We start from the raw sequence: 14,415 nt of genomic DNA on the forward strand, positions 1-14,415 counted from the left end.
TTGGGGGCGCCCGGGCGCGCCGCCGTACCCTGGGAGGCGTCATGACTGCCACCACCGCCCCGTCCGAAGCCCGCACCTACGAGGTCAAGACCTACGGGTGCCAGATGAACGTCCACGACTCCGAGCGCCTGACCGGGCTGCTGGAGGACGCGGGCTACCTGCCCTTCGACAAGCAGGGGGCGCCGGCGGGCGACCAGGCCGACGTGGTCGTGTTCAACACCTGCGCGGTGCGCGAGAACGCGGACAACAAGCTCTACGGCAACCTCAGCCACCTCGCGCCGATCAAGGCGTCGCGCCCCGGCATGCAGATCGCCGTCGGCGGCTGCCTGGCCCAGAAGGACCGCGCCACGATCACCGAGAAGGCGCCCTACGTCGACGTCGTCTTCGGCACCCACAACATCGGCTCGCTGCCGGTGCTGCTGGAGCGGGCGCGGGTGGCCGAGGAGGCGCAGGTCGAGATCCTGGAGTCCCTCGACGTCTTCCCCTCGACGCTGCCCACCAAGCGCGAGTCGGCCTACGCGGCGTGGGTCGCGATCTCGGTCGGCTGCAACAACACCTGCACGTTCTGCATCGTCCCCGCGCTGCGTGGCAAGGAGAAGGACCGCCGTCCCGGCGACATCCTCGCCGAGATCCGCGCCCTGGTCGCCGAGGGCGTCTCCGAGGTGACCCTGCTGGGCCAGAACGTCAACGCCTACGGCGTCGAGTTCGGCGACCGGCAGGCCTTCTCCAAGCTGCTGCGTGCCTGCGGCGGCATCGAGGGCCTGGAGCGGGTGCGCTTCACCAGCCCGCACCCCGCCGAGTTCACCGACGACGTGATCGAGGCGATGGCCGAGACCCCGAACGTGATGCCCAGCCTGCACATGCCGTTGCAGTCCGGCTCCGACAAGGTCCTCAAGGACATGCGGCGCTCCTACCGCTCCGCCAAGTACCTCGGCATCATCGAGCGGGTCCGGGCCGCGATCCCCGACGCCGCGATCACCACCGACATCATCGTCGGCTTCCCCGGTGAGACCGAGGAGGACTTCGCCGAGACGCTGCGCGTGGTCGCCGAGTCGCGCTTCTCCTCCGCGTTCACCTTCCAGTACTCCAAGCGCCCCGGCACCCCCGCCGCGACGCTGCCCGACCAGATCTCGCCCGAGGTCGTCAAGGACCGCTACGGCCGCCTCGTCGACCTCGTCACCGAGATCGCCTGGGACGAGAACAAGAGGATCGTCGGGCGCACCGTCGAGCTGATGGTCGCCGAGGGCGAGGGCCGCAAGGACGCCGAGACGCGCCGGCTCTCCGGCCGCGCCCCCGACAACCGCCTGGTGCACTTCGCGGCGCCCGGCGACGACCTGCTCACCGACGGCCGCGGCGACGTGCGGCCCGGCGACATGGTCACCGTCGAGGTCACCTACGCCGCCCCGCACCACCTGGTCGCCGACCGCGTCGTCTCCGTGCGGCGTACCCGCTCGGGCGACGCGTGGGAGGCCCGCACCTCCGCGCCGACGCCGAGCGGGGTCGGGCTCGGCATGCCCGTTGTGGGTGTGCCGGCGCCGCTGCCGGACGCCCCCGCCTGCCGCTGACCGCCCGCCGCTGACCGCCTGAACGCTCCCCCTGTGGAGGAGCGGGTGCATGCGCCGCCGCCCCGACGCATGCTCGCCGGGTGGACGACGACCTCCCCGTGGCGGAGGTGCTGACGGCGCTGGGTGGGGTGGCCACCCGCGAGGCGCTGGTGCGCGCCTGCTCGCGGCGCGCCGTCGACGCCGCCCTCGCCGCCGGCGACGTGGTGGCGCTGGCCCGCGGCCGCTACGCCCTGCCGGCCGCCGACGAGGCGCGACGGGCTGCGCACCGGGTCAGCGGGGTCGTCTCGCACCGCAGCGCCGCGCTGCTGCACGGGTGGGCGGTGAGCAGGCAACCGGATCAGCCGGAGGTGACCGTGCCACGCAACCGCAATGTCACCGGCGTGCACCGCGACGGGATCGCGCTCCGGCTGGCTGACCTGCACCCGTCCGAGGTCGTCGAAGGGCGGACCTCGCCCGAGCGCACGCTGGTGGACTGCCTGCGGGTCCTGCCGTTCAGCGAGGCGCTGGCGGTCGCTGACTCAGCGCTGCGCGAGGGGTTCGGGGAGGACCGGCTCCAGACGCTCGCGCGCGACGTCCGCGGGCCCGGGGCCCGGCAGGTGCGCCGAGTCGCAGCATGCGCGGAAAGAGCAGCCGCCAACCCGTTCGAGTCGGTGCTGCGCGCGATCTGCCTCGGTGTCGAGGGGCTGTCGGTGCGCGCCCAGGTGTCGGTGCGCGACCCGGACTGGCTGGGCCGCCCGGACCTCGTCGACGAGCGGCTGAAGATCGCGCTGGAGGCGGACTCCTTCGAGTGGCACGGGGACCGTGCGGCGCTGCACCGCGACGCCCGTCGCTACAACGCGTTCGTCGCGGCGGGCTGGCTGGTGCTGCGCTTCTCGTGGGAAGAAGTGATGCTGCATCCCGAGCGGGTCGCCGCTGTCCCCCGGGCTCAGTCCTTGCTGCGCGGGTCCGTCGAGGAGTAGCCGGCCTTCGGGGTCAGCCCCTCGGGCTGCGTCTCCTCCCCGCCGCGGGTCTTCTCGGGGTGCTCCGGGTCGGGCACCCCGCGGTCCTCGGCGACGGAGGTGTCCACCACGCCGTCGGTGCCGTGCTGGCCCGGGCCGGTGGGGCCCTCGCGCTCGCTGCTGACGCCCATGTCGCCGGCCAGCTCGTCGTTGGAGCTCTGCGGCTCGTCCGGCTCGCGGCCGGTGCGGGGGTCGGTCGGGGTGCTCATACCGGCGCCTCCTCGCTCGGGTCGACCTCGTCCGAGTCCTCGTCGGACTCGGTGGCCTTCGTGCTGGTGTCCTCACCCTCGCTGGTCTCGGCCGGAGCGTCCTCGGTGGCGGGGTTGGCCCCGGCGCTGACGTCGGGCACGACCGGGTCCGTGCTCACCTCGCCGAACGCGTCGGGGCCGCCGGGCACGAGCTGGGGCTCCTCCGCGTGCGGGGTCGGCATCGGGCCGAGGTCTCCGGCCGGGTCCTTGTCGTGCTGCTCGTCGCTCATCAGGTGGGTCCTTCCTCAGGGGGCCCCGACGGCGGCGCCGTCGAAGCCGAAGGTGCTGTAGGGACTGGTCGTACCCGCGCGGAGCCCGTCCAACACCGCCCGCTCGTGGGGGACCACGGGGTCGGGCAGCGTGTCGAGCGCGTCGAGGGCGCACCACCGCAGCCCGCCGGACTTCTCCGGCTCCACCACGTGCGGCTCGCCGCGCCAGGTGCGGGCGGTGAAGAAGAAGTCGATCCGCTCGTCGATCGCCTCGCCGCCACGGGTCCGCTGCATGGCCGTGACGAAGGTGAGGTCGAGGTCGGCGAGCCCGATCTCCTCCAGGGCCTCGCGGCGCGCTGCGTCGTACGCCGTCTCACCCTGCTCGACGTGGCCGGCGGCCGCCGCAGCCCAGTGCCCGTCCATGTAGCCGGTGCCGCGGCGCAGCTGGAGCAGCACCTCGGTGCCGGCGTCGCCCTCGCGCAGGGGGAAGACGTAGGAGGCGGGCACGACCACGAAGCGGCCGTGGTGGGGGTCGGGGGCGCTCACTGGCTGGTCACTGGCTGGGCTGGTCCTCGGAGGTTTCGGCGTTGCGCTCGTGCTCGGCCGGGGCCGGGTCGGCCGGGCGCTCGGAGTCGTCGCCGGGCAGCTCGGTGTCGTGCTCGCCGGGAGGCTTGCCCGCGGTGTCGAGCGGGCTCGCGTCGCGCTCCTCGGGGATCGGCGCGGTCACGGGGTGTCGTCCGTGCGCGGGTAGGTGGTCGGCGGGTTCTCGGGCGGCCGGTCGTCGTTCTTGTCGTCGAGCTTGTCGAGGCCGTCCTTGGCCTTGGAGACACCCTTGGCGATCTTGTCGCTGTGCTTGCCGCCGGTGCGCTTGTCGGCGGCGGAGGCGGCCTTGTCGATGCCGTCGGAGATCTTGTCGCCGTGCTTGTCCACGGCGTCGGTCAGCTTGCCGCGCAGCTTGGCGATGTTGCGCTTGTCGAAGAAACCCATGGCGGCCTCCTGCTCGGTGCGGATGAGGGCGTTGCCACACTAGCCACATGTCGTCACTGCCCGGTTCGCCCCAGCGGATGGTCCCGGTGGTCGTCGCCGTGGTCGGTGCGACCGCGTCGGGCAAGACGGGGCTGTCGCTGGACCTGGCCGAGCGGCTCGGCGGCGAGGTGGTCAACACCGACGCGATGCAGCTCTACCGCGGCATGGACGTCGGCACCGCCAAGCTCGCGCCCGCCGAGCGTCGCGGCGTGCCGCACCACCTGCTGGACGTGCTCGAGGTGCACGAGCCGGCCAACGTGGCCGACTTCCAGGCTCGGGCGCGCGGCTGCATCGCCGAGCTGCGCGGGCGCGGACGGGTGCCGGTGCTGGTGGGCGGCTCGGCGCTCTACACCCGGGCGGTGCTGGACGAGTTCGAGTTCCCCGGCACCGACGCCGAGGTGCGGGCCCGGCTCGAGGCCGAGGCCGAGGAGGTCGGCGGGGCGGCCCTGTTCGCGCGGTTGAGCGCGGTCGACCCCGACGCCGCGGCCCGGATGTCGCCCGAGAACACCCGCCGCGTGATCCGCGCGCTCGAGGTGGTCGAGCTGACCGGGCGCCCCTACAGCGCCTCGCTGCCGCGCCTGGTCTACACCGACCCCCGCACGCTCCAGATCGGCGTCGACATCGACCGGCCCACGCTCGACGCGCGGATCGAGCAGCGGGTGGAGCAGATGTTCGCCGACGGCTTCGTGGCCGAGGTCGAGCGGCTGCTGGACGAGGGCCTGCGGGAGGGACGGACCGCCTCGCGCGCGATCGGCTACCGCGAGGTGACGGCGTACGTCGCCGGCGAGCTGGGGCTCGACGAGGCGCGCGAGCGCACCGCGGCGGCCACGCGGCGCTTCGCACGGCGCCAGGACGGGTGGTTCCGCAAGGACCCCCGCATCGTGTGGATCTCGTACGACGACCCGGCGCGCGTCGACCTCGCGGTCGCGGCCGTCGAGCGGGTCGCGGCGACGTCCTGAGCGGCACGCCCACCCCCGACGGGCGTTGACGCCCGGCGCGTCCGGGGCGCAGGGTGGACGCTCGATCGTCGCCCTGCTCGGAGGACCGATGCGCCCCACCCGCCTGTTCGCCACCGCCGCCGCTGCGGCCGTGCTGCCCCTCTCGCTCCTGCCCGGGAGCACCACCGCTGCTGAGCAGCGCCCCGCGCCCGACAAGAACCCGACCGCCGTCGGCCGCGGGGGAGCGGTCACGTCGGTCGACCCCGACGCGACCCGGGTCGGGCTGCGGGTGCTGCGCCAGGGCGGCAACGCCGTCGACGCCGCGGTCGCCACCGCGGCCGCGCTCGGGGTGACCGAGCCCTACTCCGCCGGGCTGGGGGGCGGTGGCTACCTGGTGCACCTCGACGGGAGGACCGGCGAGGTCTCGACCATCGACGGCCGGGAGACGGCGCCCGCCGCGATGCCGCGCGACGCGTTCATCGACCCGGAGACCGGCGAGCCCTACCCGTTCACGCCCGAGCTGGTCACCAGCGGCGTCTCGGTCGGGGTGCCCGGCACGCTGGCGACCTGGGAGACCGCGCTGGAGGAGTGGGGCACCCGCTCGCTGCGCCGCTCGCTGACGCCCGCCGCCCGGCTGGCTCGCCGGGGCTTCGTGGTCGACCAGACCTTCCACGACCAGACGGCCGACAACGCCGAGCGGTTCGCGGCCTTCCGCTCCACCAAGCGGCTGTTCCTGCCCGGCGGTGAGCCGCCCGAGGTCGGCAGCGTCTTCGCCAACCCCGACCTGGCGCGGCTCTACGAGCTGCTGGGGCGCAAGGGCACCGGCCCGTTCTACCGCGGCGGGCTCGCGGCGAGGATCGCGAAGACCACGCGCAAGCCGCCCGTGGTCGCCGACACCGACCTGCCGGTGCCCGTCGGGTTCATGAAGCCGCGCGACCTGCGCCGCTACCGGACCCTGCAGCCCGAGGCGGTCACCGCCGACTACCGCGGCCTGCGCGTGCACGGGATGGGCGGCTCCTCCAGCGGCGGCAGCACCGTCGGCGAGGCGCTGGCCATCCTGGACACCTTCGACCTCGCGGCCATGAGCGACACCGAGGTGCTGCACCACATGCTGGAGGCGAGCGCGCTCGCCTTCGCCGACCGGGCGGCGTACCTGGGTGACCGCACGTTCGTCGACGTGCCGGACGAGCAGCTGCTCTCCGAGGAGTACGCCGCGCAGCGGGCCTGCCGCATCGACCCGGCGAAGGCCGCGACCAAGCCGGTGCCGGCCGGGGACGTCGACGACGCCGACGGGACCTGCCCGGCCCCCGACGGCGGGCAGGCGCGCCCGGCTCCTGACACGGAGAACGTCGAGACCACGCACCTGACCGTGGCCGACCGCTGGGGCGACGTGGTGTCGTACACGCTGACCATCGAGCAGACCGGCGGGTCGGGGATCGTGGTGCCGGGGCGCGGGTTCCTGCTCAACAACGAGCTCACCGACTTCAGCACGGTGTACGACCCCGACGACCCGAACCGCCTCGAGCCCGGCAAGCGTCCGCGCAGCTCGATGTCGCCGACGATCATCACCGAGGCCGACGGCACCCCGGTGCTGGCGCTGGGCTCGCCCGGCGGCTCCACGATCATCACCACGGTGCTGCAGCTGGTCGTCGACCACCTCGACCGCGGGCTCGCGCTGCCCGCCGCGGTGGCCGACCCGCGCGGCTCCCAGCGCAACACCGCCGCGGTCACCGCCGAGCCCGAGTTCATCGACGCGTACGGCGCCGGGTTGCGGGCGCTGGGCCACGAGCTGAAGCCGGCCGGGGACGCGTTCACCAGCGCCGCGGAGATCGGGGCGGCGACCGGGATCGGCTTCGGACCCGGCGGGCTGCTGACCGCCGTGGCCGAGCCGGAGCGGCGCGGCGGCGGCGACGCGCGGGTGCTCGAGCCGACGTCCTGAACAATGCGCCCATGAGCCGGACGACCTACTACACCGCCACCACCCTGGACGGGTTCATCGCCGACCCGCACGACTCGCTGGACTGGCTCTTCACGCTGGACATCGACGCCGACGGGCCGATGGGCTACCCCGCGTTCATCGCCGGGATCGGGGCGGTGCTGATGGGGTCGACGACGTACGAGTGGATCCGGACGCACGAGGCCACGTCCCCGTGGCCCTACGAGCAGCCGTGCTGGGTCTTCACCCACCGCGACCTGCCGGTGGTCGAGGGCGCCGACGTGCGGTTCGTGCGCGGCGACGTGGCCGAGGCCTGGCCCGAGGTGCTGGTCGCGGCCGGCGCGAAGGGCGTGTGGGTGGTCGGCGGCGGCGACCTGGCCTCCCAGGTGGCGACCGCGGGGCTGCTCGACGAGGTGGTGGTCGCGGTGGCGCCGGTGGTGCTCGGGGCCGGGCGGCCGCTCTTCACCCGGCCCGTCGACCTGCGCCTGGTCGAGCTGGCGCGCAACGGCGACTTCGCGTGCGCGCGCTACGAGGTGGTCGGGGTGCGGGCGTAGGTTGGCCCGCGTGAGCAGCCCGACCCCCCGCCCCGATCCCGCCTGGCACGAGGTCGCCGACGTCGACGAGCTGGTCGCCCTGCTCGGCGAGCCGCTGCCGGTGGTCCGGGCCAAGGTGCACCACGCGCTGCTGTCCGTCGACCGCGACTGGCTGGGCGCCTCGCCGTTCTGCGTGGTCGGCACGGCCGACGCCGACGGACGCTGCGACGTCTCGCCGAAGGGCGACCCGGCGGGCAGCCTGGTGCACGTGATCGACGACGTGACGATCGCGATCGCCGAGCGGCCCGGCAACCGGCTGGCCGACGGCTACCGCAACATCCTGACCAACCCCCACGTCGGCCTCGACTTCGTCATCCCCGGGCGCGGCGACACGCTGCGCATCAACGGCCGGGCCCGGCTGGTGCGCGACGCGCCGTTCTTCGACGCGCTGGTCGTGCGCGGGCGCCGGCCGCTGCTGGCGATGGTGGTCGACGTCGAGGAGGTCTTCTTCCACTGCGCCAAGGCCTACCTGCGCTCGCGGATGTGGGAGCCGGAGACCTGGGCGCCCGAGGCGGTCGTCCCGCGCCGGGCGCTGCTCGCGGCGGCGGCCGAGCCCGCGGTCGAGGACGGCGGGCGCAGCCCGGCCGAGCTCGAGGAGTACTACGGACCGTCCTACGCGCAGAGGCTGTACTGATGACCTACCCGTTCCTCAAGGGCCACGGCACCGAGAACGACTTCGTGCTGCTGCCCGACCACGACGGCTCCGTGCACGGCGACCTCGACGAGGCGCGGGTGCGGGCGCTGTGCCACCGTCGCGCCGGGATCGGTGGCGACGGGGTGCTGCGGGTGATCCGCACCGCCGCGCTGCCGGCCGACCTCGCGGCACTGGGGGAGGGGTCGGAGTGGTTCATGGACTACCGCAACGCCGACGGCTCGATCTCGGAGATGTGCGGCAACGGGGTGCGTGTCTTCGCCCTGCACCTCATCGACGAGGGGCTCGTCGACCCTGACGCGCCGATCCCGGTGGGCAGCCGCGACGGCGTCAAGGTCGTCACCCGCGCCGCCGACGGCGGCCTCACCGTCGACATGGGCAGTCCGCGGCTGCTCGGGCACACCGAGGTCACGGTCGACGGCCGCACCTGGCCCGCCCGCCACGTCGACATGGGCAACCCGCACGCCGTCGCCTTCGTCGACTCCCTCGACTCCATCGGCGGGGCCGGCACGCTGCTCGAGCCCCCGGGCCACGACGCCGCCGTGTACCCCGACGGCGTCAACGTCGAGCTCGTGGTGCGCCGCGGCCCGCGCCACGTCGCCATGCGCGTCCACGAGCGGGGCTCCGGCGAGACGCGGTCCTGCGGCACCGGCGCCTGCGCCGTGATGGTCGCCGCGGCCGAGGCCGACGGGGCCGGGTCCGACGGGGCCGGGTCCGCCGCGGGTGCGGCGTACCGGGTGGACCTGCCGGGCGGCACCCTGATGATCGAGCTCAGCGCCGAGGGTCGGGTGCTGATGACCGGCCCGGCCGTCATCGTCGCCCGCGGCACCACCGACCTGTGACGCGGCGGCCGGGAGGTTCATCGGCCGGCCGATAGAACTCCTGCCGGGACGACAAAACTTCATCGGCCACCCGTCAGCTTCATCGGCCGGCCGATGAAACCCCCGCGGCCGACCGTGACAGCGAAATTGTCTCAGTCGGCGGGGGTGCCTGACGCCGTACGCCGGCGCCCCCTAGGCTCGGGTGCATGGACATCTCCGGAGCATCTGCCATCGTCACGGGGGGCGCGTCGGGCATCGGCGCCGCCGCCGCTCGCCAGCTCGCCGCCCAGGGCGCGACCGTCGTCATCGCCGACCTGCAGGCCGAGAAGGGCGAGGCCCTGGCCGCCGAGATCGGCGGCGTCTTCGCCCAGGTCGACGTCACGAACACCGACCAGATCAAGGCCGCCGTCGAGGCCGCCGCCGCGATCGCCCCGCTGCGCGCGGTCGTGAACTCGGCCGGCATCGGCTGGGCGCAGCGCACGATCGGGCGCGACGGCGAGTTCGACTCCGCGCACGACCTGGCGGCGTACAGCAAGGTCATCGCGATCAACCTGATCGGCACCTTCGACGTGACCCGCATCGCGGCGACCGCGATGAGCCGCAACGAGCCCGACGCCGACGGCTGCCGCGGCGCGATCGCCAACCTGACCTCGGTCGCGGCCTTCGACGGCCAGATCGGCCAGGCGGCGTACTCCTCCTCCAAGGGCGGCGTCGTCGGGATGACCCTCCCGGTCGCGCGCGACCTGTCCTCGGCCGGCATCCGCCTCAACACCATCGCCCCGGGCCTCATCGACACCCCGATCTACGGCGAGGGCGAGCAGTCCGAGGCGTTCAAGGCCAAGCTCGGCGAGAGCGTGCTCTTCCCCAAGCGCCTCGGCAGGCCCGAGGAGCTGGCGTCGATGGTCGTCGAGACCATCACCAACTCCTACATGAACGCCGAGGTCGTCCGCGTCGACGGCGGCATCCGGATGCCCCCCAAGTGACCTGCTGATCGACGGCGTGCCCCTGGGCGTGACCCCCGGGTCACCCTCAGGGGCACGACTGATTTTGGAGGGGATGGGGAGGATCTCGCTGTGGACCTCGCACCCCGACTCATCGACACCCTGACCCCCGCCGACCCGCAAGGCGTGGTGCTGGTCCTGCACGGCGGCGCCGACCGGCAGGACAGCCCCGGCGTGAGCCCGACCCAGCTCTCGGTGCTGCGGATGATCCCCGTCGCGAAGGCCGTCGCGCGCGCCGGGCGCGGACGCCTCGCGGTGCACCGCCTGCTCAACACCCGTCGCGGCTGGGACACCCACCACACCCCGGTCGACGACGTCGAGTGGGCGCTCGAGCAGGTCCGGGAGCAGTACGGCGACCGCCCGGTCGGCCTCGTGGGCCACTCGCTCGGCGGTCGCGCCGCGCTGCTCGCGGGCGGGCTCGACCCGGTCCGCTCGGTCGTGGCGCTCAACCCGTGGGTCTACCCGACCGACGGCGGCGCGATGCCCGGGCGCCGCGTGCTGGTCGTGCACGGCATGCGCGACCGCATCGCCCCGCCCGGCCGCGCAGAGACCGTCGCGCGCCGCGTCGCCCGCTCCACCGACGTCGGGTTCATCCGCATCCCCGACGGCAAGCACGCGATGCTGCGCCACGGCCGCTCCTTCGACTCGTACGCCGCTCAGTTCAGCGCCGCCGCCCTGCTCGGCCCCGACGACGTCGAGGTCTCGGAGCCGGTCGCCGCCGTGCTGGCCGGTGAGCCCTGGGTCACCGTCTGAGCGCGACCCGGCCCAGATATCGCGCTGACTCGGCGCAGATCGCCCGTCGACCCGGCCCGAATATCGCGCTGACCCGGCGCAGATCGCCCGCCGAGGCGGCGCGGAGCATCAGCCGGCCGGCCGGCTGGCGCAGCTCGACCAGACCAGCCGGGTCGCGACTCGGCCTGAAAGCACCAGGCCGCGCGAACCTCGGCCTGACACCCGGCCCGACATCTGCGCCGACTCGGGCTCTTGTGACTGATGTGTGGGTCATCTGCCGGGTAGTCGGGGTCGGTGGCCGCCGAGAGTGAGCATGAGGATGGCAATCAGAGCGTGGGGGTCGCGGAAGCCGTAGGCCATGCGGGTTCGTAGTCGGATGCGCAGGTTGACGGCTTCGGTGCGGCCGTTGGACAGGCCGTGCTCGATGGCCAGCAGGATGGGGCCGCGTTGGGCCTGCACGGTCTTGGCTAGTGCTGCGAACTGGGGGATGCGGCAGCGTTGCGCTGAGGTGATCCAGGCATTGAGCGCCTCGGGGGCCTCGTGGTGGGGCAGTTTGAAGATCGCGCGTAGCCCTTCTTTGAGCTGGTAGCCGCGCCACAGTCGGGGGTCGGTCTGTGCGATCCACTTCAGTTGGGCACTCTGGCTGCTGGTGAGGTTCTCGGGGTTCTTCCACAGCGCGTAGCGGGAGCGGGTGAGCAGTCGCAGGCGCTGTGACTCCAGGTGCGGTGGTGCGTCCTTAACTGGTCGTCCGCGTCGTGGTGGGTTCGCGCGCACCGCTGCTCGTGCCTCGCGCCAGGCAGTCAACCGGACCTCCCCGAGGGCGTCGTTGGCCCACTTCACGACGTGGAAGGGATCAGCGGCCTGGATCGCGGCAGGGCAGTTGGTGCCTACGACGTCGGCGATGTAGCCGGCGCTGTCGGCGGTGACGTGGGTGATCTGGGCGGACCGTTCGGGCCCGAGGGCATCGAAGAAGGACTGCAAGGTGGCCTTGGTCTGGCCCTTGCCGGCCCACACCAGTCGGCCGGTGTCGTGGTCGATGACGACCATCAGGTACAGGTGCCCGCGCCGGTAGGAGACTTCGTCGATCCCGATCCTGGTGAGCCCACTCAGCAGGTCGACGCGTCCTTCTACCTCGGCCCAGACACGGGTGATGACCGCGCCTACGGTGCGCCACGCAATGCGCATCAGCTCGGTGACCGCGATCTTCGAGGTCTGGGTGGCCAACCAGGCGACCTGGTTCTCGAATGCCCTGCTTGCCCTAGCACCATGGCGGGCCCAGGGCAGGTGAGCTACCACCACGCCGTGCTCACGACACCGCACCCGCGGCGCATCGCCCTGCAGTTGACACCGGATCGTGCCCAGGTCCAAAGCGCGCCAGTGCCGGCGTCCTCGACCTGCGTCGTAGCCCGGCGAGGGGCGCTGGCAACGGCCACAGCGGCCACGCTGACGAGCTACCGGGCGGACCCGGATGGTGACCTGCTGCTGTTCCTGCTCGAAGTCAACGCCCTCGATCACGGTGTTCTCACACCCGACAAGAGCACGCCATAAGGTGGCATCGCGCACGCCGCTCTCCTGTGCACCTGGTTTCAGTTCCTCGACAGTTCAGAAACCTAGACAGAGAGCGGCGTGCGCTCATTCACGGCACGCTCAGCCACCCACACATGCATCACAAGAGCCCGACTCGGCATGACATCTGCGCCGACTGGACGCGACATCTGGGCCGACTCGGCGGGGCGGGTTCTAGGTAGTGATGCAACACCTCGATGACTGAGGAGTTGTGCCATGGCTCGACCGATGCGGCCCAGGGAGCTCGACCGTCCGTTCTGGGAGGCGATCCGTTCCGGGCTGGGAGTGAAGTCGGCTGCCCGTGTGACGGGCATGTCGGCGACCACGTCTAAGCGGGTCTTCCGCAAGGCTGGCGGGGTGAACCCTGTTCCTGTGAACCCGCCGGTGGGCCGGTATCTGTCCTGGGTCGAGCGCGAGGACATCGCAGCGTTGACCCATGCCGGCCACGGGGTCCGTGAGGTCGCGCGTCGTACTGGCAGGAGCCCAGCCACGATCAGCCGCGAGCTGGCCCGTGGTGCGACCGGTCGTGGGTACCGGGCCTCGGTGGCCCAGTCCAAGGTCGATCGTGGCCGCACGAGGTCGCGGGGGGCGAAGCTGGCCACCAACCTGCAGTTGCGCAGAGCGGTCCAAGACCACCTGGTCCAGCGTCGCAGCCCCGAACAGATCGCTGGCAGACTTCGACGCGACTTCCCCGACGATCCGGAGATGCGGGTGTCACCCGAGACGATCTACCAGTCGCTGTACATCCAGGCCCGCGGCGGGCTGAAGCGCGAGTTGAGCGCGCACCTGCGCACCGGACGTTCGATGCGCAAACCCCACCGCCGTGAGGCCGAGCGACGCGGCCGGATCCCCGGCATGGTCATGATCAGCGAACGACCCGCCGAGGTCGAGGACCGCGCCGTGCCCGGGCACTGGGAAGGCGACCTGATCCTCGGCTCGACCGCCTCGAAGTCCGCGGTGGGCACCCTGGTCGAGCGCAGCACCGGGTTCGTGATGCTGCTGCACCTGCCCGGCGACCACGGCGCCTTGGCGGTCCAAGAAGCGCTCGTGGCGAAGATGGCCACCCTGCCCGAGCAGCTGCGCCGCTCGCTGACCTGGGACCAGGGCGGCGAGATGGCCAACCACGTCGCGATCGCCGAGGCCACCGGCCTGGAGATCTACTTCTGTGACCCGCACTCGCCCTGGCAACGCGGCTCGAACGAGAACACCAACGGCCTGCTGCGCCAGTACCTGCCCAAGGGCACCGACCTGTCCTTCTACGGCCCCGGCCTGCTCGACAACATCGCCTCCGAGCTCAACGCCCGACCCCGCAAACGCCACGACTTCCAAACCCCAGCCGAGGTCCTCGACCAACTACTCTCAGACCCCATCACCAACCACGGTGTTGCGTGACTACCTAGATTCCGCCCGGGATATCTGGGCCGGGTCGGCGGGATGTCTGGGCCGGGTCAGGGGGTGAGGTCGAGGACCAGGTCGGCGCGGTGCGCGGCGGACTCGACCAGCTCGGCGTTCGGGTCGTCGACGCTCTCGACCCAGGCGCGGGCCTCGGCGGGGGTCTTGCCGAAGGTGACGTGGCGCGCCAGCAGCCGGTCGCGGCGCAGGTCGCGGTCGAGGTGCACGTGCCAGACGGTGTCGAGCCGGGCCCGCACCGCGGCCCAGCGCGGCTCGTCGAGCAGCAGGTAGCTGCCCTCGGTGACGACCTGGTCGGCCGAGCCGGGCACGGGGACGGCGCCGGCGAGGGGCTGCTCGAGGTCGCGCTCGAAGGCGGGCGCCATCACCAGCGGTTCGCGCAGGCGCACCCGCGCGAGCAGGGCGGCGTACCCCTCGGCGTCGAAGGTCTCGGGCGCGCCCTTGCGCCCGAGCAGGCCCCGGCGGCGCAGCTCGACGTCGGCGAGGTGGAAGCCGTCCATGGCCACCACCGCGGCCCCGGTCAGCGCGGCGAGGCGGGCCGCGAGCGTGGACTTCCCGGCCCCGGGGGCGCCGGTGAGGCCCAGCATCCGGCCGCGGGGCAGCCGGGCCAGCGCGTCCGGATCGGCGAGCTCGGGGACGGCGACACGGCGGGGCACGGGGCCCATGCTGGCACCCCGCACCCGTAGGGGGGATGAAAGTCGCTCGTGGTGGCGTTGCACA

General features: G+C 73.0%; 17 protein-coding genes. 10 read left to right on the plus strand and 7 right to left on the minus strand.

What is annotated here, in order from left to right; genetic code table 11:
* The first annotated feature begins 41 nt into the window (after positions 1–41).
* Both miaB and I601_RS09305 read left to right on the plus strand, forming a co-directional pair.
* The gene (gene miaB, locus I601_RS09300) at positions 42–1,565 is read left to right on the plus strand and encodes a tRNA (N6-isopentenyl adenosine(37)-C2)-methylthiotransferase MiaB (RefSeq protein WP_068108599.1); all 1,524 of its coding nucleotides are present in this window, start codon (positions 42–44) and stop codon (positions 1,563–1,565) included.
* A gap of 80 nt (positions 1,566–1,645) precedes the next feature.
* A complete protein-coding gene (locus I601_RS09305; protein WP_084527388.1) occupies positions 1,646–2,524 on the plus strand; it encodes a DUF559 domain-containing protein in 879 nt (292 codons plus the stop codon).
* On the opposite strand, the gene I601_RS09310 is transcribed toward I601_RS09305, so the two are convergent.
* From I601_RS09310 to I601_RS09325, 5 genes are read right to left on the minus strand one after another with little or no spacing between them, the layout of a single operon-like run.
* Positions 2,491–2,772, minus strand: coding sequence for a hypothetical protein (locus I601_RS09310; protein WP_068108602.1), 282 nt, complete (start codon positions 2,770–2,772; stop codon positions 2,491–2,493). The genes I601_RS09305 and I601_RS09310 overlap by 34 nt on opposite strands.
* Positions 2,769–3,041, minus strand: a complete 273-nt coding sequence (locus tag I601_RS09315; RefSeq protein WP_068108605.1) for a hypothetical protein — start codon at positions 3,039–3,041, stop codon at positions 2,769–2,771. Before I601_RS09315 ends, I601_RS09310 begins: the two co-directional genes overlap by 4 nt.
* A 15-nt stretch (positions 3,042–3,056) precedes the next feature.
* Entirely contained in the window at positions 3,057–3,566 is a 510-nt protein-coding gene (locus tag I601_RS09320; protein ID WP_068108607.1) for an NUDIX domain-containing protein, read from the minus strand.
* A 7-nt stretch (positions 3,567–3,573) separates the two neighbouring features.
* Positions 3,574–3,747, minus strand: coding sequence for a hypothetical protein (locus I601_RS21145; protein ID WP_157520005.1), 174 nt, complete (start codon positions 3,745–3,747; stop codon positions 3,574–3,576).
* A complete protein-coding gene (locus I601_RS09325) occupies positions 3,744–4,007 on the minus strand; it encodes an antitoxin (RefSeq protein WP_068108612.1) in 264 nt (87 codons plus the stop codon). The genes I601_RS21145 and I601_RS09325 overlap by 4 nt, the downstream gene beginning before the upstream one ends.
* A 47-nt stretch (positions 4,008–4,054) precedes the next feature.
* Between I601_RS09325 and miaA the strand changes: the two genes are divergently transcribed.
* From miaA to I601_RS09360, 7 genes are all read left to right on the plus strand, one after another.
* The gene (gene miaA / locus I601_RS09330) at positions 4,055–5,005 is read left to right on the plus strand and encodes a tRNA (adenosine(37)-N6)-dimethylallyltransferase MiaA (RefSeq protein ID WP_068108615.1); all 951 of its coding nucleotides are present in this window, start codon (positions 4,055–4,057) and stop codon (positions 5,003–5,005) included.
* An 88-nt stretch (positions 5,006–5,093) separates the two neighbouring features.
* Complete coding sequence (ggt, locus tag I601_RS09335; RefSeq protein ID WP_068108620.1) at positions 5,094–6,923, plus strand: gamma-glutamyltransferase; 1,830 nt, start codon at positions 5,094–5,096, stop codon at positions 6,921–6,923.
* Positions 6,924–6,934: 11 nt separating this feature from the next.
* Complete coding sequence (locus I601_RS09340; RefSeq protein WP_068108624.1) at positions 6,935–7,474, plus strand: dihydrofolate reductase family protein; 540 nt, start codon at positions 6,935–6,937, stop codon at positions 7,472–7,474.
* Between the two features lie 10 nt (positions 7,475–7,484).
* Positions 7,485–8,147, plus strand: coding sequence for an MSMEG_1061 family FMN-dependent PPOX-type flavoprotein (locus I601_RS09345; RefSeq protein WP_068108627.1), 663 nt, complete (start codon positions 7,485–7,487; stop codon positions 8,145–8,147).
* Positions 8,147–9,007 carry a diaminopimelate epimerase gene (gene dapF / locus I601_RS09350; RefSeq protein ID WP_068108629.1) on the plus strand — a complete coding sequence of 287 codons (861 nt, stop codon included), beginning with the start codon at positions 8,147–8,149 and terminating at the stop codon, positions 9,005–9,007. Before I601_RS09345 ends, dapF begins: the two co-directional genes overlap by 1 nt.
* A gap of 185 nt (positions 9,008–9,192) precedes the next feature.
* On the plus strand, positions 9,193–9,969 hold the full coding sequence (locus tag I601_RS09355; RefSeq protein ID WP_068108632.1) for an SDR family NAD(P)-dependent oxidoreductase: 777 nt from the start codon (positions 9,193–9,195) through the stop codon (positions 9,967–9,969).
* A gap of 90 nt (positions 9,970–10,059) precedes the next feature.
* Positions 10,060–10,740: an alpha/beta hydrolase gene (locus I601_RS09360; protein WP_068108635.1), complete on the plus strand. Its 681-nt coding sequence runs from the start codon at positions 10,060–10,062 to the stop codon at positions 10,738–10,740.
* A gap of 249 nt (positions 10,741–10,989) precedes the next feature.
* On the opposite strand, the gene I601_RS09365 is transcribed toward I601_RS09360, so the two are convergent.
* Positions 10,990–12,282 (minus strand): ISL3 family transposase, encoded by a 1,293-nt coding sequence (locus tag I601_RS09365; protein ID WP_068108638.1) that lies wholly within the window; start codon positions 12,280–12,282, stop codon positions 10,990–10,992.
* 219 nt (positions 12,283–12,501) lie between these two features.
* Between I601_RS09365 and I601_RS09370 the strand changes: the two genes are divergently transcribed.
* Complete coding sequence (locus I601_RS09370) at positions 12,502–13,677, plus strand: IS30 family transposase (protein ID WP_084527390.1); 1,176 nt, start codon at positions 12,502–12,504, stop codon at positions 13,675–13,677.
* Positions 13,678–13,733: 56 nt separating this feature from the next.
* Here I601_RS09370 and I601_RS09375 read toward each other — a convergent pair whose 3' ends face one another.
* Positions 13,734–14,351: a nucleoside/nucleotide kinase family protein gene (locus tag I601_RS09375; RefSeq protein WP_237089595.1), complete on the minus strand. Its 618-nt coding sequence runs from the start codon at positions 14,349–14,351 to the stop codon at positions 13,734–13,736.
* Positions 14,352–14,415: the final 64 nt, after the last annotated feature.

Source organism: Nocardioides dokdonensis FR1436 (assembly GCF_001653335.1).
GTDB classification, from domain to species: Bacteria; Actinomycetota; Actinomycetes; order Propionibacteriales; family Nocardioidaceae; genus Nocardioides; species Nocardioides dokdonensis.

What these genes read in the sequence shown, in the direction of transcription:
- miaA (WP_068108615.1), top strand. Translation starts at nt 4,055, where the DNA reads ATGTCGTCACTGCCCGGTTCGCCCCAGCGGATGGTCCCGGTGGTCGTC.
- I601_RS09340 (WP_068108624.1), top strand. Translation starts at nt 6,935, where the DNA reads ATGAGCCGGACGACCTACTACACCGCCACCACCCTGGACGGGTTCATC.
- I601_RS09370 (WP_084527390.1), top strand. Translation starts at nt 12,502, where the DNA reads ATGGCTCGACCGATGCGGCCCAGGGAGCTCGACCGTCCGTTCTGGGAG.
- I601_RS09325 (WP_068108612.1), bottom strand. Translation starts at nt 4,007, where the DNA reads ATGGGTTTCTTCGACAAGCGCAACATCGCCAAGCTGCGCGGCAAGCTG.
- miaB (WP_068108599.1), top strand. Translation starts at nt 42, where the DNA reads ATGACTGCCACCACCGCCCCGTCCGAAGCCCGCACCTACGAGGTCAAG.
- I601_RS09310 (WP_068108602.1), bottom strand. Translation starts at nt 2,772, where the DNA reads ATGAGCACCCCGACCGACCCCCGCACCGGCCGCGAGCCGGACGAGCCG.
- I601_RS09315 (WP_068108605.1), bottom strand. Translation starts at nt 3,041, where the DNA reads ATGAGCGACGAGCAGCACGACAAGGACCCGGCCGGAGACCTCGGCCCG.
- ggt (WP_068108620.1), top strand. Translation starts at nt 5,094, where the DNA reads ATGCGCCCCACCCGCCTGTTCGCCACCGCCGCCGCTGCGGCCGTGCTG.
- dapF (WP_068108629.1), top strand. Translation starts at nt 8,147, where the DNA reads ATGACCTACCCGTTCCTCAAGGGCCACGGCACCGAGAACGACTTCGTG.
- I601_RS09355 (WP_068108632.1), top strand. Translation starts at nt 9,193, where the DNA reads ATGGACATCTCCGGAGCATCTGCCATCGTCACGGGGGGCGCGTCGGGC.